Source organism: Proteus faecis (assembly GCF_003144395.1).
GTDB classification, from domain to species: Bacteria; Pseudomonadota; Gammaproteobacteria; order Enterobacterales; family Enterobacteriaceae; genus Proteus; species Proteus faecis.
In genome coordinates this window covers 274,322-296,996 of the sequence record NZ_PENZ01000045.1, presented here as the reverse complement: position 1 = coordinate 296,996, position 22,675 = coordinate 274,322, and the positions used below count along the sequence as shown (strand labels likewise).

Annotated in this window: 22 protein-coding genes and 1 riboswitch; of the genes, 10 read left to right on the top strand and 12 right to left on the bottom strand. The window is 38.8% G+C overall.

Annotated features, from left to right (window positions below; all coding sequences use genetic code 11):
- Nucleotides 1-72: 72 nt before the first annotated feature.
- Nucleotides 73-1,011: a uridine diphosphate-N-acetylglucosamine-binding protein YvcK gene (gene yvcK / locus DK858_RS15145; protein WP_109398115.1), complete on the bottom strand. Its 939-nt coding sequence runs from the start codon at nucleotides 1,009-1,011 to the stop codon at nucleotides 73-75.
- Nucleotides 1,012-1,290: 279 nt separating this feature from the next.
- Nucleotides 1,291-1,438: riboswitch (molybdenum cofactor riboswitch) on the top strand.
- On the opposite strand from yvcK, the gene moaA reads away from it, so the two are divergent.
- From moaA to DK858_RS15120, 5 genes are all read left to right on the top strand, one after another.
- Complete coding sequence (gene moaA / locus DK858_RS15140; RefSeq protein WP_109398114.1) at nucleotides 1,428-2,408, top strand: GTP 3',8-cyclase MoaA; 981 nt, start codon at nucleotides 1,428-1,430, stop codon at nucleotides 2,406-2,408. It overlaps the preceding riboswitch by 11 nt.
- Nucleotides 2,409-2,447: 39 nt before the next feature.
- Nucleotides 2,448-2,927 (top strand): cyclic pyranopterin monophosphate synthase MoaC, encoded by a 480-nt coding sequence (moaC, locus tag DK858_RS15135; RefSeq protein WP_072062889.1) that lies wholly within the window; start codon nucleotides 2,448-2,450, stop codon nucleotides 2,925-2,927.
- Nucleotides 2,924-3,169 carry a molybdopterin synthase sulfur carrier subunit gene (gene moaD / locus DK858_RS15130; RefSeq protein ID WP_109398113.1) on the top strand — a complete coding sequence of 82 codons (246 nt, stop codon included), beginning with the start codon at nucleotides 2,924-2,926 and terminating at the stop codon, nucleotides 3,167-3,169. Before moaC ends, moaD begins: the two co-directional genes overlap by 4 nt.
- A 1-nt stretch (nucleotide 3,170) precedes the next feature.
- Nucleotides 3,171-3,632 carry a molybdopterin synthase catalytic subunit MoaE gene (gene moaE, locus DK858_RS15125; protein WP_109398112.1) on the top strand — a complete coding sequence of 154 codons (462 nt, stop codon included), beginning with the start codon at nucleotides 3,171-3,173 and terminating at the stop codon, nucleotides 3,630-3,632.
- Nucleotides 3,633-3,826: 194 nt separating this feature from the next.
- Complete coding sequence (locus tag DK858_RS15120; RefSeq protein ID WP_109398111.1) at nucleotides 3,827-4,537, top strand: Bax inhibitor-1/YccA family protein; 711 nt, start codon at nucleotides 3,827-3,829, stop codon at nucleotides 4,535-4,537.
- Nucleotides 4,538-4,719: 182 nt separating this feature from the next.
- Here DK858_RS15120 and DK858_RS15115 read toward each other — a convergent pair whose 3' ends face one another.
- The 5 genes from DK858_RS15115 to cecR are packed head-to-tail and all read right to left on the bottom strand — an operon-like array spanning nucleotide 4,720 to nucleotide 10,465.
- A complete protein-coding gene (locus DK858_RS15115) occupies nucleotides 4,720-5,829 on the bottom strand; it encodes an ABC transporter permease (protein ID WP_109398110.1) in 1,110 nt (369 codons plus the stop codon).
- A gap of 12 nt (nucleotides 5,830-5,841) precedes the next feature.
- Nucleotides 5,842-6,993 (bottom strand): ABC transporter permease, encoded by a 1,152-nt coding sequence (locus tag DK858_RS15110; protein ID WP_109398109.1) that lies wholly within the window; start codon nucleotides 6,991-6,993, stop codon nucleotides 5,842-5,844.
- Nucleotides 6,986-8,755 carry an ATP-binding cassette domain-containing protein gene (locus DK858_RS15105; protein WP_109398108.1) on the bottom strand — a complete coding sequence of 590 codons (1,770 nt, stop codon included), beginning with the start codon at nucleotides 8,753-8,755 and terminating at the stop codon, nucleotides 6,986-6,988. The genes DK858_RS15110 and DK858_RS15105 overlap by 8 nt, the downstream gene beginning before the upstream one ends.
- Before the next feature lie 13 nt (nucleotides 8,756-8,768).
- Nucleotides 8,769-9,755: a secretion protein HlyD gene (hlyD, locus tag DK858_RS15100; RefSeq protein ID WP_109398107.1), complete on the bottom strand. Its 987-nt coding sequence runs from the start codon at nucleotides 9,753-9,755 to the stop codon at nucleotides 8,769-8,771.
- Between the two features lie 11 nt (nucleotides 9,756-9,766).
- Nucleotides 9,767-10,465 (bottom strand): transcriptional regulator CecR, encoded by a 699-nt coding sequence (gene cecR / locus DK858_RS15095; protein ID WP_109398106.1) that lies wholly within the window; start codon nucleotides 10,463-10,465, stop codon nucleotides 9,767-9,769.
- Nucleotides 10,466-10,836: 371 nt separating this feature from the next.
- Here cecR and rhlE point away from each other — a divergent pair, with 371 nt between their 5' ends.
- The 3 genes from rhlE (at nucleotide 10,837) to DK858_RS15080 (ending at nucleotide 13,644) form a co-directional block, all read left to right on the top strand.
- Entirely contained in the window at nucleotides 10,837-12,252 is a 1,416-nt protein-coding gene (rhlE, locus tag DK858_RS15090) for an ATP-dependent RNA helicase RhlE (protein ID WP_109398105.1), read from the top strand.
- 9 nt (nucleotides 12,253-12,261) lie between these two features.
- Nucleotides 12,262-13,194, top strand: coding sequence for a tRNA dihydrouridine(16) synthase DusC (dusC, locus tag DK858_RS15085; RefSeq protein ID WP_109398104.1), 933 nt, complete (start codon nucleotides 12,262-12,264; stop codon nucleotides 13,192-13,194).
- A gap of 201 nt (nucleotides 13,195-13,395) precedes the next feature.
- A complete protein-coding gene (locus tag DK858_RS15080; RefSeq protein WP_069367521.1) occupies nucleotides 13,396-13,644 on the top strand; it encodes a GlsB/YeaQ/YmgE family stress response membrane protein in 249 nt (82 codons plus the stop codon).
- Nucleotides 13,645-13,731: 87 nt separating this feature from the next.
- On the opposite strand, the gene sseA is transcribed toward DK858_RS15080, so the two are convergent.
- The 4 genes from sseA to metC form a co-directional block, all read right to left on the bottom strand.
- Nucleotides 13,732-14,574 carry a 3-mercaptopyruvate sulfurtransferase gene (sseA, locus tag DK858_RS15075; protein WP_109398103.1) on the bottom strand — a complete coding sequence of 281 codons (843 nt, stop codon included), beginning with the start codon at nucleotides 14,572-14,574 and terminating at the stop codon, nucleotides 13,732-13,734.
- Nucleotides 14,575-14,587: 13 nt separating this feature from the next.
- A complete protein-coding gene (locus tag DK858_RS15070) occupies nucleotides 14,588-14,773 on the bottom strand; it encodes a hypothetical protein (RefSeq protein WP_109398102.1) in 186 nt (61 codons plus the stop codon).
- Between the two features lie 286 nt (nucleotides 14,774-15,059).
- Complete coding sequence (gene dcuC / locus DK858_RS15065) at nucleotides 15,060-16,427, bottom strand: C4-dicarboxylate transporter DcuC (RefSeq protein ID WP_109398101.1); 1,368 nt, start codon at nucleotides 16,425-16,427, stop codon at nucleotides 15,060-15,062.
- 34 nt (nucleotides 16,428-16,461) lie between these two features.
- Nucleotides 16,462-17,637: a cystathionine beta-lyase gene (gene metC, locus DK858_RS15060; RefSeq protein WP_109398100.1), complete on the bottom strand. Its 1,176-nt coding sequence runs from the start codon at nucleotides 17,635-17,637 to the stop codon at nucleotides 16,462-16,464.
- Between the two features lie 403 nt (nucleotides 17,638-18,040).
- On the opposite strand from metC, the gene purB reads away from it, so the two are divergent.
- Nucleotides 18,041-19,408: an adenylosuccinate lyase gene (gene purB / locus DK858_RS15055; RefSeq protein ID WP_109398099.1), complete on the top strand. Its 1,368-nt coding sequence runs from the start codon at nucleotides 18,041-18,043 to the stop codon at nucleotides 19,406-19,408.
- Between the two features lie 81 nt (nucleotides 19,409-19,489).
- Complete coding sequence (locus tag DK858_RS15050) at nucleotides 19,490-20,878, top strand: MmgE/PrpD family protein (RefSeq protein WP_109398098.1); 1,389 nt, start codon at nucleotides 19,490-19,492, stop codon at nucleotides 20,876-20,878.
- 59 nt (nucleotides 20,879-20,937) lie between these two features.
- On the opposite strand, the gene fabZ is transcribed toward DK858_RS15050, so the two are convergent.
- Nucleotides 20,938-21,363 (bottom strand): 3-hydroxyacyl-ACP dehydratase FabZ, encoded by a 426-nt coding sequence (fabZ, locus tag DK858_RS15045; protein ID WP_109398097.1) that lies wholly within the window; start codon nucleotides 21,361-21,363, stop codon nucleotides 20,938-20,940.
- Between the two features lie 211 nt (nucleotides 21,364-21,574).
- Nucleotides 21,575-22,483, bottom strand: coding sequence for a LysR family transcriptional regulator (locus DK858_RS15040; RefSeq protein WP_109398096.1), 909 nt, complete (start codon nucleotides 22,481-22,483; stop codon nucleotides 21,575-21,577).
- Between the last annotated feature and the right edge of the window lie 192 nt (nucleotides 22,484-22,675).

Genomic DNA, 22,675 nt, shown 5'->3' with positions numbered 1-22,675 from the left:
TGTTTTTACCAACAAAAAAACCGCATTTGCTGTTTGCCGATGCGGTTTTTTATGAAAGTAGATGGTTAAATACTATTTAACAGCTCGAGGTGATGCATTACGTTGCCCTAATTGCTGCAATGTTAACTCAATAGCTTTGCTTAATAGATGGCGATCGTGACGATAAGGAATATCTTTGGCTTCCAATTGAGCTTGTACAATTAATCGACCTTTCATCGATTCATATTGTGTTTCGGGGCTAATGATCACGGCATCTATCGTTTGTAAACCAATATAATTTTCCATCATAGCGATTTTATCAGATATCGTCATACTGGCAGCTGCAGGGCTTAGCTCTTTGCCTAAATTACCAATATAAATTGTGGTTGCACTGCTACGGCGCAATGCTTGTGCAAGCTCTGGCAGTAATAATAGAGGCATTAAACTGGTAAAAAAGCTACCAGGACCGATCAAAATCAAATCTGCTTGTTCAATCGCTTCAATGGCTTCGCGTGTAGTGGGTACTTTAGGATAGAGATCAAGTTTTTTGGGGATCTTCGGTAAAATATCAACATTGACCTCACCATAAATTTCATTTCCTTGGTCATCTATCGCCATAAGGTCAACAGCTTGTTCAGACATCGGAATAAGGTGAGCATTCACTCTTAATAACCCACGGATAAGGTTAATGGCTTCTAAAGGTCGAACACTTAAGTTATCGAGAGCTTTAAGCATTAGATTACCTAAGTTATGTCCTGCTAATTCACCTGTACCCGAAAAACGGTATTCAAACATCGCAGAAGCCACGGAAGGTTCAGTAATTAACTGATTAATGCAATTGCGCATATCTCCCCACGCAATCCCCCCTTCTTCTCGGCGAATACGGCCAGTAGAACCGCCATTGTCTGTTGTTGTAACAATACCAGTCAGACGAGAGCCTAAGTAGGAGAGTGCTGAAAGCACACGTCCAAGGCCATGACCACCACCCAGGGCAACAACACGATCTAAATCACTTAGCGTGCGATTTCGCATATTTGTTCTACTCATCTTTAAAAATTTGTCGCTAATTTATCACAATTAAATTTTAAGCCTATGATCACGACGTGATTTCATCACATTCCTAATTCAATTTTACTTTTGATAGCCTAATATTTAATCAATAAAGGTGTTTTTACTTATGTTATTAGAGTGATTAAAGTATTGTAAGTCGTTGTATTATAAATTATATAGCGAAAACATTGTTCGCTTTTTGAAAAATTAGCAGGTAGAATCCACAATAAATATATAGGTATTAGAAATCTGTGAAAAACAGATAAAGATTAACTCCTAGCCTTAACGTCTAAGTCATGTGCTTACAAGACAAGATATGATGTTCTGGCCGTGACGAAACAAGTCACCAGGGTGCAAGGTAGAAATGCCAGCATCTCCCGATTTGGAAAGGTGTTACTATGCAACAACTTGTTGATGCGTTTTCCCGCAAATTTTTCTATTTACGTCTTTCAATTACCGACGTTTGTAATTTCCGTTGTACTTATTGCCTGCCTAATGGCTATAAGCCTAATGGTCATAAATCATTTCTTTCGTTAGATGAAATCAGTAGATTGACACAATCTTTTGCCGCGTTAGGGACAGAAAAAATTCGCCTAACAGGCGGTGAGCCGACAATGCGTCGTGATTTTACTGATATTATTGCAACCATTAAAGACAATGCATCCATCAAAAAAATCGCAGTAACAACCAATGGCTATCGCTTATCCAGAGATGTTGCCCAATGGCGTGATGCAGGTTTAAGTGCCATTAATGTGAGTGTTGATAGCCTCGATCCTCGTCAATTCCATGCTATTACTGGGCAAGATAAATTTAGTCAAGTAATGGAAGGTATTGATGCTGCATTTACTGCGGGTTTTGAAAAAGTAAAAGTTAACGTTGTGCTAATGCGCAATGTGAATGATAAAAACCTCCCTGATTTTCTTAATTGGATCAAAGACCGACCGATTCAGTTGCGCTTTATTGAATTAATGGAAACAGGTGACGGTAGTGATATTTTCAACCGCTTTCATTTGTCTGGTGAAGTGATTCGCCAGCGCTTACTCAATGAAGGTTGGTTACAGATCCCTCGCGCTCGTAGTGACGGGCCCGCTCAAGTGTTTACCCATCCTGATTATCAAGGTGAAATTGGTCTTATCATGCCTTATGAAAAAGACTTTTGTTTAACTTGTAACCGTTTACGTGTTTCAGCTATTGGTAATCTTCATCTTTGCCTATTTGGTGAAAATGGAATTCCTTTACGTGACTTACTTGCTGATGATAGTCAACAACAAGCATTACAACAGCGTATTCAGGGTGGTCTTCTTCATAAACGAGAAACCCATTTTCTTCATCAAGGCGATAGCGGTATTACACCGAACTTATCAGTTATTGGTGGATAGTTTTTCGCTCTGTTATTTCGTTAATTTCAGGAGTTGTGCATGTCTCAACTAACCCATATTAATGCCGCCGGTGAAGCTCACATGGTGGATGTTAGCGCTAAAGCTGAAACAGTACGAGAAGCACGTGCTGAAGCCTTTGTTGAAATGTCAGCAGAAACATTAAGTATGATCACTGAAGGTAAACATCATAAAGGTGATGTTTTTGCCACGGCAAGAATTGCTGGTATTCAAGCAGCAAAAAGAACATGGGAGTTGATCCCATTATGTCATCCGCTGTTATTAACTAAAGTCGAAGTGCGTTTAGAAGCACTAACGGAGTCTAACCGTGTACGCATTGAATCTGTTTGCCGTTTAACGGGTAAAACAGGGGTTGAGATGGAAGCATTAACTGCGGCATCAGTCGCAGCGTTAACGATTTATGATATGTGTAAAGCCGTTCAAAAAGATATGGTGATAGGGCCTGTACGTTTATTAGAAAAAACAGGTGGTAAATCAGGTCACTTTAAGGTGGAAGCATGATTAAAGTTCTCTTTTTTGCTCAAGTGCGTGAATTAGTGGGTGTTGATTCTCTCGAATTAGATTGTGAATACCACACAGTAGACGATTTACGTAAAGTATTAATTAACAAAGGTGAACGCTGGTCACTTGCGTTAGAAGATGGCAAGTTACTCTCAGCGGTAAATCAATCTTTTGTTCAAGGCTCTCATGTTATTAAAGATGGTGATGAAATCGCCTTTTTCCCACCTGTTACAGGAGGATAAGATGAGTGCATCAACTCGTATTTCAGTACAAACTGAAAATTTTAGCGTGGGTGATGAATACCAATGGCTTTCAGAGTGCGACAGCGATGGTGCTGTTGTGACCTTTACGGGTAAAGTTCGTAATCATAATCTTGGTGATGAAGTGAGTACGCTCACGCTTGAACACTATCCGGGAATGACAGAAAAAGCACTGACAGATATAGTGAATGAAGCTCGTTCTCGCTGGCCTTTGCAACGTGTCAGTGTTATTCATCGGGTAGGGACTTTGCATATTGGTGAAGAGATAGTGTTTGTGGGCGTTACCAGTTCTCATCGTAATAGTGCTTTTGAGTCTGCTGAATTTATTATGGATTTTTTAAAAACAAGAGCGCCTTTTTGGAAAAAAGAAGGGCTTTCTGAAAATAATGATAGATGGGTAGAAGCACGCCAAAGTGATTATGACTCGGCTGAGCGTTGGGAATAAATCACTACACTGAATTAATCACTACATTACTTTACTTAAATTTATTTTATGGTGACATTTCATACAGTTTATTTCATGGAAATGTAAAATTAGTGTGATAAAATTAAATTCTAATGAGCCCATAATGGGCTCTTTGCTGAAATAAGCGTTATTATTAAATCTAACGTTATTACTATGATTAAAGGGTAATCATCATGGATCGATTTTCACGTTCAAATGATTCAATCGTACAGCGCACAGGTTCTGGCCTACAAACCTTTATGGCTCAGGTTTATGGTTGGATGACGGTAGGGCTGTTATTAACTGCGTTTGTTGCATTATACGTTGCATCAAGCGAAGCACTATTATCAATGATTTTCTCCAGCAAGATCGTCTTTTTTGGTTTAATCATTGCTCAATTAGGGCTAGTTTTCGTGTTATCAGGTATGGTTCATAAAATGAGTGGTGCAATGGCAACCTCATTATTTATGCTCTATTCCGTGTTAACAGGTGTGACTATCTCAAGCGTATTACTGCTTTATACTGCATCTTCAATTGCTAGCACCTTCTTTATTTGTGCGGCAATGTTCGGTGCATTAAGCATTTACGGTTATACCACTAAACGTAGCTTAACGGGTATGGGTAGCTTCCTGTTTATGGGGCTTATCGGTATCATTATTGCTTCTATTGTGAATATCTTTATGCAAAGCTCAATGATGAGCATGGTTATTTCTTACGCTGGTGTGTTAATTTTTGCAGGTTTAACTGCTTACGACACACAAAAATTAAAAGATATGGGTAATGAGATTAACCAAGAAGATAAAGAAAATATGCGCCGTTACTCAATTATGGGTGCATTAACGCTTTATTTAGATTTTATCAATCTGTTCTTAATGTTACTGCGTATTTTAGGCGATCGTCGTTAATTTTAACGATAGCTACGGATAAATGTAGTTAAAAAGTTTAAAAACAGTTTAAAAAATAAATCCCATAACTTTGTCAGTTATGGGATTTTTTTATGCTGATATTAAGCTGATTTGTATCTTGTTCGCCTATTATTTTTTTCTTTAGCATCAGTCTATTAGAGTTAGTGATCAATATACGGATTTTAAGCTATCTTCCGTTGGAAAAGGTAATAGGCAATGCTACCCGTTCCTACTGCAATCACTAATAAAGGCCACAGACTGTGCCATATAACAGTAATATCGGCATTTTTAAGGTAAATCTGTTTTGTGATATCGGTGAAATGACGAATTGGGTTTATCCATGTGGCATGTTGTAGCCAAATCGGCATATTTTCTACGGGGGAAATATAGCCAGATAATAAAACCGCAGGCATCATAAACACAAATACACCAATAAAAGCCTGTTGTTGTGTCGAACTTAAGGCTGATATTAACAAACCAAACCCTACCAGTGATAAGCCATAAATTAACATGGTAAAGTAAAATAGAGCTAGCGAACCTGAAAACGGAATTTGATAACCAAATATCCCAATAATTAATACGATAGTGCCTTGAACGGCAGCGACAACCATTGCGGGAACCGCTTTGCCGATAAATATTTGCCATGTTGATAGAGGAGAAACTAATAGTTGATCTAATGTGCCTTGTTCACGCTCTCTAGCAACAGAAAGTGAGGTGACTATCATAACGCCTATGGTAATAATCAATGCCACCAAAGAAGGTACAATAAACCATTTGTAGTTTAAATTAGGGTTATACCAATTACGAACAACAAGCTCTGTTTTATTCAGCAAAGAAGGTGTATTACCTGCTAATTCAGTTTGATAGTTTTGTACGATTTGCTGTACATAATTAGCAGCGATTTGCGCACTATTAGAATTTCGACCGTCTAGGATTATTTGCAATTTAGTAGCAGTATGGCTTTCTAAATCAGCACTAAAATTCTGTGGAAAACGAACTAATAAAAGCGCTTTGCGATTATCAATCGTTTCTTTTATTTCATGTTCATTTTTAAGCAAAAGAGTTTGAGAAAATGCACTTGCTTTGGCGATACGTTGGGTTAACTCAATAGATTGTTTACCATTATCTTCATCAAAAATTGCAATAGAGGCATTAGTAACATCTAACGTCGCGGCAAAAGGGAATAAGATCATCTGAAAGATAACTGGCACTATTAAAATAATACGCGTTTGAGGCTCTTGTAATAATGACTGTAGCTCTTTCATTATCAAGGTGAGAAGGCGATAAAACATAAAGTTCTCCCTTTAATCTAATCGACGACGTGTTGCTAACGCCGTTAATCCAATAAAAAATATCGCCGATACAATTAATAGCCACATATCTAGCATCAATATCAACGGAATATCGCCAGCTAAAAATAGCGTTTGTAAACTACTCACAAAATAACGCGCAGGAATAAAATAGGTCACCACTTGAATAAAGATGGGCATACTATCAATTTCAAAAACAAAGCCTGATAACATAATTGCGGGCAAAAATGCAGCGTTTAATGAAATCATTGCGGCATTAAATTGATTGCGCGTTAGCGTGGAAATAAGCAACCCCATACCTAAAGCGGTAGCTAAAAAGAGCGAGGTGATCCCGCCTAAAATCCACAACGATCCTCGATAAGGTACGCCAAGCACAAACACGGTGACTATCATACACAAGATCATGACAAAACTACCTAACACTTGGTAAGGAATAAGTTTTGAAAGTAAGAGTTCTGTGCGCGTAATTTGAGTGGAAAGTAAGGCTTCCATAGTGCCTCTTTCCCATTCGCGAGCAATCACTAACGAGGTAAGGATAGCTCCAACTACGGTAATAATAATAGTCACTGCACCCGGAATAATATAGTGCTGGCTGATTGCAGCAGGATTAAACCAATAGCGAGGTTCTATTTCAATTAATGGTGTAGTATCAATACCTTTACTAATGGCTTGTTGTTGTAACCAAATTTGCCAAACTCCTTTAGTATAAGCCTGAACGAAGTTTGCGGTATTGGGCTCACTGCCATCAGTGATCACTTGAATAGGGGCTGTAGTATCTTGACGGGCAAGCAATTCAGCAAAATTAACAGGAATAACGACAATGCCACGAATTTGTCCCGCTTGCATTTTATCGATTAATAATTGTCGATTATCACTAATAGTTGCATTGATATACGGTGAGTTTGTGAAGGTGTAAACAAGCTCTTGTGCTGGTTGGCTTTGTTGATTCGTTAAAATACCAATGTTTAATTTGCTTGAATCTAAATTAATGCCATATCCAAAAATAAACAGCAAAGTAAGTGGGATAACAATAGCAATTAGGGCACTACTGGGATCACGAGTAATTTGCTTTGTTTCTTTTAAACACAGTGCGTATAAACGTCGCCAAGAAAAGCGAGCATGAGATGATTGAGCTGAATTATGCATGTTTTTCGCTCCCTTTATCATTTTCACTTTCAAGTTTCTTATCATAATCCAGCACTAAACCAATAAAGGCATCTTCCATTGAAGGGGTTGGATTATCATCACTGGCAACCATTTTTTTAAGAGAATCAGGCTCGCCGGCCGCAATGATTTTTCCTCTATAAACTAAGCCAATACGATCACAATACTCGGCTTCATCCATAAAGTGAGTGGTAACCATCACAGTCACCCCTTTATCAACCATACCATTAATATGTAGCCAAAATTCTCTTCGCGTTAATGGATCAACGCCTGATGTAGGTTCATCTAAAAAGAGAATATCGGGCTCGTGCATTAATGAGCACGCAAGGGCAAGGCGTTGCTTATAACCTAGAGGTAAGGTTTCAGTGATTTGGTTTACCATCGGTTGTAAACCAAAAGCTGTTAACATATCGTTGATTTTGTCGCGTTGCTGTTTGCCATGTAAGCCATAAACACCAGAGAAGAATTTCAAGTTTTGTCCCACTTTAAGGTTGCCATAAAGTGAGAATTTTTGTGCCATATAACCTAAATGTTGGCGTGCTTTACCCGAGCTTTCTTTCAAGTCCATCCCTAGCACAAGGGCTTTACCGCTGGTAGGGACTAATAAACCACACATCATTTTAAAAGTTGTCGATTTACCTGCACCGTTAGGGCCCAATAAACCGAAAATTTCACCACGTTTAACTTGGAAGTCGACATGATCGGTTGCTGCGAATTGACCAAACATTTTGGTTAACTGTTGTGCTTCAATCACAGTCTCGTTAGGTGAGGGGGGGATCTGAGGCATAATTTCAGCTAATTCAGATTTATGAGAAGGCCCACCTCCTAATAAATCGATAAAAGCATCTTCAAAGCGAGGTGTAGCAGGAATAAGCTTCGCATCAGGTTTACCCAAAGCACTCAGTAATTCAGTTTGATTACTCTGTTTTTTCAAGATCAAACGAACGGATTGCCCTTGAATAACGCCATCAGTTACTTGAGGTTGAATAATCGCCTGTTGCAATACTTTTCTACGCTGATGACCTTCAACATTAAGTAAAAAAGAGCGACCTGCCATTTTGGCTGTTAAATCTTGAGGGATGCCACTATAAAGTCGCTCTCCTTTATTAAGTAAGAGAATGTTTTTACATTGCTCTGCTTCATCAAGATAAGAGGTGCTCCATAGTATCAACATGCCATCGCTAGCCAAAGCATGTACCATTTGCCAAAGTTCACGGCGTGCAATGGGATCGACCCCGACACCTGGCTCGTCAAGTAGTAAAACTTTAGGGCTACCTAATAAAGTACAGGCAAGGCCAAGTTTTTGTTTCATCCCTCCGGAAAGATTACCTGCAAGGCGAGATGTAAAGCGAGTAAGATCAGTAAAAGTGAGTAGTTGGTGATAAACTTTTTCGCGCTCCTCACCAATGACATTTTTTAAATCAGCATAAAGATTAAGGTTTTCTAATACCGTTAAATCTTCATAGAGCCCAAATTTTTGTGGCATATAGCCAAGAATTGCTCTGACATCGACACTCTGTTTTTGCGGATCCATACCCAAAATTCGAATATCACCCGCATCAGGTTTTAATAAACCCGCAAGCATCCGAATTAAGGTTGTTTTACCTGCACCATCAGGGCCAACTAACCCCGTCACAGAGCCACCTGTGATGGTGGCGGTTAATGACGAAACAGCAGGGTTTTCCATCCCTATAAAGCGTTTCTCAACACCTTTAAGTTCGATAGTGTAATCAGTGTGTTCCATTTTTTCCCCACACTTAATGAGAGGAGGCAAATTTTAAGGTGACTGGCATACCTTGGCGCAATTCGTCATCAGCATCTGTCACAACCACTCTGAGGCGATAAACTAAATCAGTTCTTAATTCAGGTGTTTCGACACTTTTTGGCGTAAATTCGGCTGTAGGGGAAACAAATCCAATCGTGCCATGGTATGGCTTATCTTTACGTCCATCGGTGTAGAGATAAACTTCTCGATTAGGAATAGCTTCGTTTAAATGTGTTTCACTGATATAAGCTCTGATCCAAACAGGGTTAGTTAATGACACCGTAAATACAGGGCTTCCGGCAGATAACATTGTGCCTGGTTCCACAGCTCGAGTTAACACAGTACCTTGTGATGGAGAGATTAATTGTGTGTCTTGGAGGTTTAATTCAGCTTGTGCAACGGCGGCTTTAGCTTGCATAACCTGCCCTTTTGCCGCCTCAATATCTTCTTTTCGATAACCATTTTGATACTGATTTAATTTATCTTGTGCTGCTTTTAAGGCTGCGGCTGCTTGATTGCGATTATTTCTTGCGCTATCTAAATCATTGGCTGAAATGACTTTTCGCTTGGCAAGATCTTGCTGGCGTTTATAAAAGTTATCGGCATATTGCCAAGCGGCTTGCTTTAATGACACATCAGATTGAGCTTGCGCGATTTCTTCAGTACGATACCCCGCTTCCATTAAAGCTAACGAAGCAATGGCACTATCACGCTCACCATAAGCTTTATTGAGTGCATTGCGATAGGGGGCATCATCAAGCTTACCTAATAGTTGTCCTTTTTGGACGGGTGCACCTTCGTCAACGAGTAATGAGTCTAATCTTCCAGCAACACGAAAACTGAGATTGACTGTACGTATATCGACATTGCCATAGAGTACTAATTCAGACTCTTTGTTTTCTTCATAATAATAGATACCTGCAATAATACCGATAATAATCATTAAGATAATAAACAAACTGACTTTTTTAGTTTTCATAATAACTCTATTTATGCGTGATGTGGGTTAGTGTAAATCTCTCTTAATCCGTTGAGTAATAAAGTAATATGAGTTTTTAAGGTGTTCGAGATAATTTGATATTCATTTTTACCTATTCTATCCCATCCTGTTTGTCTAAGAATGGTTTCTCTTACTAAACGAAATGATAGCACTTCTCCTAAAATAGCGTGAGTGTGTAGCATTGTCGTTGGAAGTGAAGGATCTAAACCAATATAGAGAGCTAATAGTTTGTTTACACGCGTTAAAAGAGGCGATAACGCTTGTTGATGGATTAGCGAGTATGCTTCTGTGGGAACAAGCTGTTCTCTTGCCATAATACGACTAAGATGAATATTTTCTTTATCAAGCACAAGACGAGCATATTGTAGAAAACTATCAGTGATAAGCGTTTGCAGTAATGGCAAATGTTCTGCTGGGTTAGGCCGCTCAAGAAATTCGTCAAGAATGACTACTGTCGGTTCAAAATCAAGGCGAATAAGATCAGCAATATGTTGTGCAACGGCGAGATATAACCCTTCTTTAGAACCAAAATAATAAGCGATAGCGGCAATATTTTGTTGAGCAGCTTGTGCAATTTGGCGTGTTGTGGCTGCATCGGGGCCATTTTTACCAAAGATCTCACATGCCGCTTCCAATAATTGTCGTTTTGCTAGTTCACCACGTGTCGTCTTCTGATGGGTTTCTGACATAATAGAAGATACCTTACTTAAGTAAAATGTAACAAAACCAATGATATTAAAAACAGCGATAACAAGGAGTATTATATTAGATGATATTGAACAATAGGGAAAATTTGTAATAAATAATCGAATAAAGGTGATTTGTAATAAAAAACACTATCTATTATTGAAAATTATTTTTGTATTCTGAATATAGCAAAAACTGTTAAAATAGGGGTTATTAGGTTAACCTAGCAAGGTTCATTCTCTTTCATCACTGTCTATATCTAGAAATGATAGTACTTATAGAGTAACAATACCTATAGATTGACAGTATGAAAGCCCGTCATTTTTAATTTCAATCACCGTGTTATACGTTCTGGTTGTAGGAGACTACTGTTTTGACCGATTTTACATCGCTTGGCTTAAGTGAGGCGCTTCTCCGCGCTATTGATGAGCAAGGGTATAAAACCCCAACCCCTATTCAACAACAGGCGATTGAGCCGATTTTGGCAGGTAAAGACGTATTAGCCAGTGCACAAACAGGCACAGGTAAAACAGCAGCTTTTACATTACCAATATTGGAAAAGTTATCTCAATCAGCTACGAAAACAAAAGGTCGCCAACCAGTTAAAGCGCTGATTTTGACACCAACACGCGAGCTTGCCGCTCAAATTGCTGAAAATGTAAAAGCGTATAGCCGTTATATTCCTATTCGTTCATTAGTTGTTTTTGGTGGTGTGAGCATTAATCCACAAATGATGAAGTTACGTGGTGGTGTTGATGTATTGATTGCAACACCAGGACGTTTACTCGATCTTGAACATCAAAATGCGGTTGATCTTTCTCGCGTTGAAGTTTTAGTGCTTGATGAAGCTGATCGTATGTTAGATATGGGCTTTATTCACGATATTCGCCGAGTGATTAGTAAATTACCGAAAAAACGTCAAAACTTACTATTTTCCGCGACGTTTTCTAAAGAGATCACCGGTCTTGCCAATTCGCTCTTAAATGATCCGGTGAGTATTTCTGTTGCACCAAAAAACTCAGCTGCTGAATCTGTCGATCAACATGTACATTTAGTTGATAAAAAGCGTAAAACTGAACTGTTATCACATTTAATTGGTTTAGAAAATTGGTCACAAGTACTGATTTTCACCCGCACTAAACATGGTGCAAATAAACTTGCTGAACATTTAAATGCAGATGGTATTAAATCAGCGGCTATTCACGGTAATAAAAGCCAAGGTGCGAGAACCCGAGCTTTAGCTGACTTTAAAGACGGTAAATTAAGAGCGTTAGTTGCAACAGATATTGCCGCTCGTGGTCTTGATATCGACCAACTACCTTATGTCGTCAATTTTGAATTACCGCAAGTTGCAGAAGATTATGTGCACCGTATTGGTAGAACAGGTCGTGCAGCTGCAACGGGTAAGGCTATTTCGCTAGTTTGTGTTGATGAACATGGTTTATTAGCTGATATTGAACGTTTATTAAAACGTGAAATCCCACGTTTAGCATTAGAAGGTTACGATCCTGATCCTTCAATTAAAGCTGCGCCTTTGCATAAAAAGCCAAAGAATAAAACACCACGTAGAAGTGGTGGTCGTGCAGATATTCGCGGTAAGGACAATCGCAACAATAACCGTACAGAGGGTGACAACGAAGGCAAAGAGTCTGGGCGTAATAAAAACAGAGAAAACTACCGTAATAAAGATGGCTCTCGTAGCGGAAAATTAGGGCCTCGCCGTTCACGTAAAAGTGATGAAGGTAGTAATAATCAAAGCCCTTGGTCAAAAGCTAGAAAAGAGTTTTGAGGTTAAAAAGTGCGAGTTTTATTAGCGCCAATGGAGGGGGTTTTAGACCCCCTTGTGAGAGAATTACTCACTTCGATTAACGATTATGATCTCTGTATTACAGAGTTTGTACGCGTTGTTGATTCATTACTGCCAACGAAAGCATTTTATCGCTTATGCCCTGAGTTGCAGACAGAAAGTCGCACTAAGAGTGGCACACTGGTGCGAGTACAATTATTAGGACAACATCCACAATGGTTGGCTGAAAATGCCTTTAGAGCGGTATCATTAGGCTCTTGGGGGGTTGATTTAAATTGTGGTTGCCCTTCAAAAACAGTCAATGGTAGTGGTGGGGGTGCTTCTCTTCTAAAACAGCCAGAAACGATTTATCAAGCAACAAAAGCAATGCGTGGCGCAGTGCCTTCAGAGTTACCTGTCTCTGTTAAAGTGAGACTTGGCTGGGATTCTTCTGCGTATAGTCATGAAATTGCCGATGCTGTGGTGCAAGGTGGCGCTACGGAAATCACCATACATGGTAGAACTAAAGAAGATGGTTATAATGCCGAAAAAATTAATTGGCAAGCCATTGGGGATATTCGTCAAAGGCTTTCAATCCCTGTGATTGCTAATGGCGAAATTTGGAACCGTGAAGATGCATTAGCCTGCTTAGCCACAACAGGTTGTGATGCGATTATGATTGGTCGCGGTGCAATGAATACCCCTAACTTAAGTCGTGTTGTAAAAGGCATAGAAGAGAGAATGCCTTGGCAAGAGGTGATAGAATTATTAAAGCGCTATGTTCGTTTAGAAAAGCGTGGCGATACGACGATTTATCATGCATCACGTATTAAGCAGTGGTTCAGCTATTTACGCAAAGAATACTCAGAAGCAGATGAGTTATTTAGGCAAATAAGAACATTAAAAACATCGCCAGAAATCGCGCTTGCAATAGAAGCGTTGTAGTTTAAAAATCATCTTATTCGATAACAATAGCGCTAATAAATTAGCGCTATTTTTTTGTTCGTTAAACAATAATTTCTCTATTTATCTTAAATATGATGTTACTTATCTTCAATAATTGGAAAAAATAATTATTTCGACTTACACTCAATAAGTGACATTTTTAGGTATGTTGTTTATATCATGACTATTTTAGGGGGAACTATGGGAATTCTTGCTTGGATTATCTTTGGTTTGATCGCGGGTATTTTGGCGAAATTCTTAATGCCAGGCTCTTATGATATTGGTCTGATATGGACTTGTATTTTAGGTATTGTGGGTGCGGTTGTTGGTGGTGCAATTAGTAGCTTCTTTGGCAAAGGCAAAGTGGATGGCTTTAACTTCGGTAGTTTTGTTGTCGCTGTCATTGGTGCTATTGTTGTGCTCTATCTTGCGAAAGTATTCGCAAGTTAATGTATTTGCATCAATATTCACATCTAATCGATATTGATAATAAACCCGCTTAATGCGGGTTTACTTTTTCAGGCAAAATAGATCAAGTTAGCATTCACAAGGAAGGGCACTTTCAGCACCCCATTGCGCCCAAGAGCCGTCATAAAGTGCAATAGATTGGCAACCTAATACAGTTAACGCTAAAAATAAAATTGCCGCGGTCATACCTGAACCACAAGTCACAATAATAGGTTGTGATAAATCAATGCCGGATTTTTCAAAGATTTGTTTTAGTTCGGTTTTTTCTTTTAATTTCCCATCAATAACTAATTCATTCCAAGGCACATTTTTACTGCCAGGGATATGCCCACTACGTAAACCCGGGCGAGGTTCAGGTGCTCTACCATAAAAACGATCAGCAGAACGAGCATCAACTATCTGTTTTTGTTTAGTCTCTAAATTATCAAGAAGTTGCTGTTTATTAGCATAACGTTGTGCATGGCGCTCAACAACAAAAGGAGACTGTGCAGGTGCTTTAATTGCTTCACCTTGTTCTGTCGCAAATCCCGCTTCAATCCATGCCTGTAATCCACCAGCAAGAATACGCACATTACGACAACCTAGTGTTGTGAATGTCCACCAGCCTCTTGGTGCCGAGAATAAATTGCCTTGATCATAAAGAATGACAGTCGTGCTATTAGAGATACCTAATTGTGTCAGAGTCTCTGAAAATAGCGCATCAGAAGGTAGCATATGGGGGAGTGACGTGGTTTTATCTGCGACTTCATCAAGATCAAAAAAATGGGCATGTGGAATATGACGTTCAAGGTAAAGTGCTTGATAATCAATATCTTGAGTTGGCATTGGTGCACTTACATCAAGGATCACAAGATCAGCGTTATTTTGATGTTCAAATAGCCATTGGGGAGTAACAAAGTAATCGTATTCCACGGTGCGACCTCATTTATTTTGTAGAAGGTGAGCTGTCTGGGATAGCTGGAAATTGCTGTGTAGGAGATATTTCTGGTTGAGTTTGCTCAGTTTCTATTGGCGTCGTAGAGCGTGTATAGATATTTAAACCCGCCAAGAAAATACCACCAATAGAACCAAAGGCAAGTAGCGCGATAATAACAATAATTATTTTTTTCATAATGTTCATTTGCAGATGAATGTTACGCAAAAGTATATCGAGATATAAAGTTGAAACAAGTACTCAGTTGGTTTAATCGACAAGTAATAGTGGCGAAAACATCTGTTTTTTTAAGTAAAAAAGAGGCAAATAGATAAATAAACAGGCTATTTATTTTTTATAAACAGCCTGAGTAAAGTTAAGGTTGACGTTAATGATTTCAATCAAAGTTGACAGTCAATGATAAGAAAAAAACCCTTAAACTCAGGAGTAACGGAGTTTAAGGGCAAGGGGTAACGCAACTTAATTAGGAATATAAAAACCAGAATGTCATTGCTAAGTTCACAATGGCTGCGACAGCCATAGGAATAGCGGTACGTTTAACTATTTGGAAAGGTGAGACATTCGCAATACCCGCAATAGCGACAATAGCGGCAGTAATTGGTGAAACAGTACGGCCAAAGCTTGTCATTATTTGCATAGGTAAAATTAGGGTGATCACATCTACTTTTAAGAAGGTGGCAATTTTGGGAGTTAAGGCGGCAAATGAGAAGAATGCCGCATTACCTGATCCCATTAAAAAGGCGGCTAATGCGAGAATGGCACTCATTACAATGATCATGGCTGCAATACCAAAACCCGCATCTTGAGCAGAGCTAATTAGCGTATCGACGGCACCACTTTTGAGTAAACCATTCGCAAAGAATTCACCTGATACAATTAACGATACCACTAAGACAAATTGCTTACCCATTCCTTCAAAAAACAGCATAAAGCTATTCATTACCGCTTTTGCATCGCGTAAGCGAACATATTCAAAAAGAAGGGCAATCACAGTACTAATAATCATCGCTGTGGTGACTTCTAATTTAATATAAGGGTGTAGCAAAGGACTGAAGCCGATAATTAGAATTAAAGGGATCACGGGTAGTAAGGCATAAGATAACGGGATTTTATTACCTTCTTCTTTTACGACATCAATTGTTGTTGGGTCAAAAACAAATCCTTCACGTTTATCCCACCAGCGTTGAATAAAAAAGTGAGTGATAGCAACCGCAATAATAATAGGAATAGTGATTGGTAACTGATACTGCACAAAATAGACAGCAGGTTCGATATCCGCTGTTTTTGCCGCCATAATCACATTACCTGAACCAGGACCATGGTCGATAAACTGGCAACATCCAATTACGGCTAAAGCGGAAAGTGGGCTAATACCAGAACGAATTAATATCGGATACATGGTAACCATTAACAGCATACCTAAGCCTGCATGGCTAGGAATAAAGATCACCAAGATTTGGGTAACTAGAAATGAAATCACTAATAATAAGTAAGGCGATTTTATCGCTTTTAATGGTCTTTCAAAAATAGCGAATAAAGCACGGCTTGCGCCAACATGTTCCATATAACGAGAGAAACCTGCTATTGCCATTAATGTTAAACCAAGGCCCGCTAAGCGAGAACTCATAATATTCGTAAAGATTTGGAAAATATCAAAATATTTAAATTGAGTGGATTTATTTTCTGGTAATAACGGATTAAGGTCTAGAGATGCTGTTAAGAGCAAGAGTAATAACCCGCCGAGTAATAATACTGGCTGAGGTTTATAACCCCGCGCCAGTAAATAAACCACCAGCGCTGTTACCAGCGCGGCAATAATTAAACCTGTCATAGTGAATTCCCCGGTAATGATGCAATATTTTTTGTTATTGGTTTAATGCTGAAAACGCTTGTGTAATATCTGCAATAAGATCATCCGTTGCTTCAAGGCCAATATGTAAACGGACAAAAGGCCCATGACCTTCACGCCAATCAGAGGCTGTTCTTGCACCGACAACATTGGCAGGTAAAGCAAGGCTCTCAAATCCTCCCCAAGAAGCACCAATACCAAAAAGTTCAAGTGCATCAATAAATTGCTCTGATTGTTTTGTGGTATATTTTTGTTTAAATTCAATAGTTAATAGACCGTTACTGCCTTTGCAGTCTCGTTTCCATAAGTCATGACGAGGGTGATTAGGTAATTCAGGAAACCAAACTTTTTCAACTTCAGGGCGAGTTTCTAACCACTGTGCAATGGCTAGTGCTGATTTACCATGAGCAGCAATGCGTTGACCTAGTGTTCTTATGCCACGAAGAACTAATGCTGCATCATCTGGGCTACTGGCTTGGCCTAATGCTTCAGGCAATGCACCAATTTTTTTCCATGCTTTTTCATTTGCAACCATAATGCCCATCATCACATCAGAGTGACCACATAGATATTTAGTTGCAGCGATAACAGAGACATCAGCGCCTAACTCTAGCGGGTTATACAGCCATGCTGAGCCCCAAGTATTATCAACCCCGACAGGAATATCTCTCTCATGAGCAATACGACAAATTTCAGGTAAGTCGAGCATTTCATAAAGTAATGAGCCCGGTGATTCGACAAAAATAAGTTGTGTATTTTCTTGAATTTTTTGTTCAAAATCAGAACCATCGGTTTTAAAGAAACTATAAGCGATGTTATTAGGTTCAAGAAAAGCCGATGCAATTTTACGAACGGGTTCATAAACAGAATCAGCAAATAAAACATGCCCACCACTACGTGCATATCCCATAATAGTGACGGCGATAGCCGCCAATCCAGTAGGGAACAACTGAGCGCGATAGCCACCTTCTAATTCGGTTACTAAAGCTTCAAGGGCAAATGCAGTTTCGGTACCACGTGCGCCATAACTTAAAACACGCTCTGTTGCTCGGCGATCACGCACTTCGCGCCAGCTTTTAATTGAATCAAAAACAATGGTACTGGCTCTCATGACTGGTGGATTAATAGGGCCTGAAGTTTTGATTGTTTGGCGTCCACTGTGTATCAGTTTTGTTTGTTTATTTTGTTTCATTATTAATATCTCCAAATATAGAAATAGAGTTCCCTGGTAATTAAATAAAAGGATTAATTACTGTTTGTGCTTATTTTGTTTCTATTATTTATAACAAACTTATTTGTTTTTAAAATAGCTATTTTTTAAAAATGATGATCTTCCTCTAATTTTTTAGCATTAATTATTCTAATTAAATCTTAAATAACATTTAAGATTCAAAAGTTATAACTAATAAATAAAGGGATATTTATAACTAATTGAATTAATGTTATTTTTTAATTGATTAGAAATATTTTAAATTAGATTAAAATTATCAAAGTGTTTTTATTGAGATTCTATTGCATAAATAAAATAACAATCTAACAAGTCGTTTGATTAAAAAAACGATTTTTTTATTATTCTTTTAACAGGGGAAATAATTATGGGAACCAGTGTTTTTGATTCTGTTTTATTAAAGAATTTATGGTCAACAGAAGAAATGAGAACTATTTTTTCTGATAAAACCAGAATGCAAAATTGGCTTGATTACGAAGCTGCATTAGCGATTGAGCAAGCTGAATTAGGTTTGATCCCAAAAGACGCGGCAAAAGTTATTGCAGATACTGCAAAACTTGAAAAACTTGATATGGATTATGTATTAGAACAAGTGCGTCTTACTCGTCATCCATTAGTGCCAACAATTCGTGGTTTAGAACATGCTTGTCCAGAACATTATGGGGAATATGTTCACTTTGGTCCAACAACACAAGATGTTATTGATACTGGACTTGTACTGCAATTAAAAGATGCACATCATACGTTTTTACGTGATATCAAAGTATTAGGTCGTGCACTGCTTTCATTAAGTGAACAACATCGCAACACCCCCATGGTTGGGCGTACATTAGCATTGCAAGCTCTGCCAATTACGTTTGGTCATAAAACTGCAATTTGGTTAACTGAGTTAGCGCGTCATTATCAACGCCTTAAAGAGATCGAGCCTCGTTTATTTGTTGGTAGTGTTGTTGGGGCGGTAGGCACAAAAGCTTCTTTAAGCGATAAGGCAGATGAATTAGAAGCTCGCGTATTAAAGCGCTTAGGCTTAGCTGTACCTGAAATTTCATGGCAACCTGCGCGTGATAGATTCAGCGAATATGGCATGCTAATAGGTTTAATTAGTGGAACTCTAGGTAAAATTGCTAATGAAATCTTACTGTTAGCGCATAACGAAATTGATGAGTTATCTGAGCCTTTCGGTAAGGGGCAAGTGGGGTCTTCGACCATGCCACATAAACGTAACCCTGCCATTGTTGAAAATGCGGCTTGTGTGAGTAATACCCTAAAAGCGAATCTTTCTGTTTTAACGGATATGATGAAACACCAACATGAACGTGATGGTGCAATCTGGAAAATGGAATGGAAGATCATGCCAGAGCTGTGTCTGATGCTGTCTGTTATTTTTGATAATATGAAAACAGTAATAGGCGGGCTGAATGTGCATGTCGAGAAAATGCGCGAAAATATGGATATCCTTGGGGGCTTTATGTTGGCAGAGCGTGTGATGTTTGCATTATCTGATAAGGCTGGCAAACAAACTGCGCATGAAATTGTGTATGAAGCATCAATGTCTGGGCAAGAAGAAGGTATTACCTTCGTGGAAGCGATTAATCGTGATACCCGTATTCGTGATCACATTACTCAAGAAGAGCTTGATGCACTTTTAGATCCAACGACATATGTTGGTAATGCACCAGCCCAAGTTGATCGTGTTGTTGCACAAACCAAAGCCTCTGGCTGGTTAAATGACTAAGTGACTTAATTGCATCTAACCTTCTTATTATCTAAAAGCCGGTGATATTGCTGGCTTTTTCTTATCGACTTCGAGGTGTTTATGACATTGAGTCAGCAGTTAGCTCTATTTATTACCACAACCCATTTTTCTGATTTACCCGCTCAAGTTGTTAGCCGAGCCAAAATTCATTTATTAGATACATTAGGTGTCGCCCTTGCTGGAAGTATGCAACAAAGTGCTATTCAAAGTCGTCAAGGTGTGGCTTTTTTACCTGATAGTCAAGGCAATATCCCAATCTGGGGGAGTTCGCTAACGACAAGTACCACCGTGGCTGCACTTACAAATGGTATTGCTTCACATGCATTAGATTTTGATGATACACACACAGACTCGATAGCACATGGCAGTGCGGTATTAACGCCGATCGCTTTTGCATTGGGTGAATCTATCGATGCATCATCACAAGATATTTTAACAGCGTGGGTGATTGGCTGGGAAGTCGCAGCAAGAGTGGGCTTAGCAAGCCATAGTGGATTTCATCAGCGTGGTTTTCATACCACAGCAATTGCTGGGATTTTTGGCGCAACGGCTTGTGCCGCTTCACTATTAAAATTGAGCTCTGAACAAACTGTGAATGCATTAGGATTAACAGGAAGTCAAGCTGGAGGTGTGGCGGAATATCTTACCAATAGCTCATCTTCTAAATGCTTTCATGCGGGATGGGCTGCACAATCAGGTATTATCGCGGCATCATTAGCAAAAGGTGGAATGACGGGGCCTGAAACAATATTTGAAGGTCGATATAGTCTTTATCAAACCCATGGCATTCGAGAGCAAGCGCAACCAGAACAGGTGGCATTGGGATTAGGTGAAGTATGGGAGTTTTTAAATGTTTCTATTAAGCCTTATCCGGTGTGCCATTTTGCTCATGCAACGGTTGATTGTGGGCGTAATTTACTGAAAAAAGGGATCACGGCTGACGATATTGTGAGTGTGGAGTGCGTTGTCGATCCGGTAGCGGCAGCCCTGATTTGTGAGCCTCCAGAAACAAAATGGGCTCCACAAACAGCTTATGGCGCCAAATTTAGTTTGCCGTGGTTATTTGCTGCCGGCTTTTTAGATAATGCTTTAACGCTATCTTCATTATTCCCTGAAAACCTACAGCGGGAAGATATTCAATCGTTAGCGAAGCGTGTGAGTTATCGTTATCCAGAAAAAGGGGAAATTCCATTTCCTACCTATTTCCCCGGATTAATTTTCGTGACATTAAAAAATGGTGAGAAGATCACGGAGAGATTAGATATTCAGTATGGTAATCCGAAAAATCCAATAACAGATAAAGATGTGATTAGTAAGTTTTACGATAATACATCTATGGTGATAGAAGCTAAACAATCGGCACAATTAGTTGAAAAGATACTTGATTTCGATAATGTCACTATTTCAGAAATAACACAATTATTACGTGTTAAAGAAATAGCAAGCTGAATAAAGATAAAACAATGAGATAATGACAAGAAGGATTGGTTTGAGTCACCAATCCTTTTTTATTGCCTTGCACACATAAACTCAGATGTACAAACTATCTTTTCCCCAATTTTTACTGTACCTGAAAAGCTAACAATAGTGCGACGCTGCCGGCAAAATTGGATCTCAATAAGTAGCTGATCACCCGCTTTAACCGCATCATAAAAGCGTGCGTTTTTTATGCTAGCAAAATAACATCGCTGATCTTCATTCATAGGTGAAAGGTAATAATGTGCAAGAACACCTGAAGCTTGAGCCATGCTTTCAAGTAGTAACAACGGTGGGTAAAACTCGCCAAAAACAACAGTGTCATTGGTTGTGATACTTTTAATAGCTGTTAATTTGCCACTGGCAAGTTCAGCTGGCTTAGAAATAACCTGATCGATTAATAAGAATGGATAACGATGAGGCAATATTTCCATTATTTCACTGACGGAAATGGGCATACATTTTCTCCTCGTTATGATGATAGGATAAACTTTATTTTATAATAATGGTGGCTATTATTTCATTCTTATTCAATATCGTACAGTGTTAGCCTGTCTTTGGGCTGAGAAATTTGAATTAAATAGATAACAAAGACTAGTATAGATAAAATCTAGTCTTTGTTATTGCTGATTTTTCTGATGTGTTATCGTAATAGTTTATTTATTTTGACTATTTTTGTTGAAGAGTAATATCAGCATGATTAATCACTTCATTTTGTTCGTTTTTTAATGAATCAAACAGTATTTGGGCAGCTTTCCCTGGGCTATTGGCATTGAGATACAGGTTATAACTAATCGCGGGTAAAGCGGGTAAACCTTCTTTTTCTCCTAAAATACGCAAATCATCACCTGACAGTTCAATTGAACGCGCCATAATACCTAAGCCTGCACGTACAGCGGCTCTAGCACCTGAAAGTGTTGTAGCAACATAAGCGATTCGCCAACGAATACCTTGCTGATCAAGATGATTAATCATCATATCGCGGTATGTGCTTGGTTCATCTAATACAACTAATGGTAGGGGATCATCAAGATCAAATCTGAAGTGTTTTCCGCAGTACCATAAAGAGGGGGAAACGCGTAATACAATTTTGGGATAACCTACATGTTCTTCGGTGGAAATGGCTAAATCAAGCTCGTTATTTTCTAACATAGACATTAAAAACGGACTACGTTTCACAATAATTTCCATGATTAAGCGAGGATAAGCTCCAGAAAAACGCGCGAGAAGATCAGGTAAAATAGTGTTTGCCGTGTCATCAGGAGATCCTATTTTTAAGATCCCATCAATTTCTTCATGCATCAATGAAAGACACGCTTCATCATTCAGACGCAAAATACGGCGAGCATAATTAAGTAGTTGTGTACCGGCTTCTGTCAGCGTTTTATTTCGACCTTGACGAGCAAATAGCTCTTTGCCTATTAGCGACTCCAGCCGTTGCATTTGCTGGCTTACCGCTGATTGTGTACGACAAACAGATTCCGCTGCTGCTGCAAAGGTATTACCATCGACAACAGCAACAAAGGTTCGAAGTAAATCAAGTTCTAAGTTAAAAATAGGGCGCTTTGCAGAGGTCATTATAGGAGTCTCTTAACTGATGTTGTATTTAGTAAAAATCATAAATCATATTTTTTATAAGACTATTTTAGATGTTACATAATGAATACTCATACTATGAAGAGTTGAATTAATAATCCATAACAAAGCTCAATAATTTCGAGGTGTTATCCATTCTTTGATGAAAAAGGAGACCAATCGAAGGTAACTACT

Coding starts and splice junctions, on each gene's coding strand:
- DK858_RS15120 (WP_109398111.1), top strand. CDS start 3,827: ATGGATCGATTTTCACGTTCAAATGATTCAATCGTACAGCGCACAGGT.
- moaA (WP_109398114.1), top strand. CDS start 1,428: ATGCAACAACTTGTTGATGCGTTTTCCCGCAAATTTTTCTATTTACGT.
- DK858_RS15080 (WP_069367521.1), top strand. CDS start 13,396: ATGGGAATTCTTGCTTGGATTATCTTTGGTTTGATCGCGGGTATTTTG.
- cecR (WP_109398106.1), bottom strand. CDS start 10,465: ATGTCAGAAACCCATCAGAAGACGACACGTGGTGAACTAGCAAAACGA.
- moaE (WP_109398112.1), top strand. CDS start 3,171: ATGAGTGCATCAACTCGTATTTCAGTACAAACTGAAAATTTTAGCGTG.
- DK858_RS15110 (WP_109398109.1), bottom strand. CDS start 6,993: ATGCATAATTCAGCTCAATCATCTCATGCTCGCTTTTCTTGGCGACGT.
- DK858_RS15070 (WP_109398102.1), bottom strand. CDS start 14,773: ATGAAAAAAATAATTATTGTTATTATCGCGCTACTTGCCTTTGGTTCT.
- yvcK (WP_109398115.1), bottom strand. CDS start 1,011: ATGCGAAATCGCACGCTAAGTGATTTAGATCGTGTTGTTGCCCTGGGT.
- moaC (WP_072062889.1), top strand. CDS start 2,448: ATGTCTCAACTAACCCATATTAATGCCGCCGGTGAAGCTCACATGGTG.
- moaD (WP_109398113.1), top strand. CDS start 2,924: ATGATTAAAGTTCTCTTTTTTGCTCAAGTGCGTGAATTAGTGGGTGTT.
- metC (WP_109398100.1), bottom strand. CDS start 17,637: ATGAAACAAAATAAACAAACAAAACTGATACACAGTGGACGCCAAACA.
- DK858_RS15115 (WP_109398110.1), bottom strand. CDS start 5,829: ATGTTTTATCGCCTTCTCACCTTGATAATGAAAGAGCTACAGTCATTA.
- hlyD (WP_109398107.1), bottom strand. CDS start 9,755: ATGAAAACTAAAAAAGTCAGTTTGTTTATTATCTTAATGATTATTATC.
- purB (WP_109398099.1), top strand. CDS start 18,041: ATGGGAACCAGTGTTTTTGATTCTGTTTTATTAAAGAATTTATGGTCA.
- dcuC (WP_109398101.1), bottom strand. CDS start 16,427: ATGACAGGTTTAATTATTGCCGCGCTGGTAACAGCGCTGGTGGTTTAT.
- DK858_RS15050 (WP_109398098.1), top strand. CDS start 19,490: ATGACATTGAGTCAGCAGTTAGCTCTATTTATTACCACAACCCATTTT.
- DK858_RS15040 (WP_109398096.1), bottom strand. CDS start 22,483: ATGACCTCTGCAAAGCGCCCTATTTTTAACTTAGAACTTGATTTACTT.
- DK858_RS15105 (WP_109398108.1), bottom strand. CDS start 8,755: ATGGAACACACTGATTACACTATCGAACTTAAAGGTGTTGAGAAACGC.
- fabZ (WP_109398097.1), bottom strand. CDS start 21,363: ATGCCCATTTCCGTCAGTGAAATAATGGAAATATTGCCTCATCGTTAT.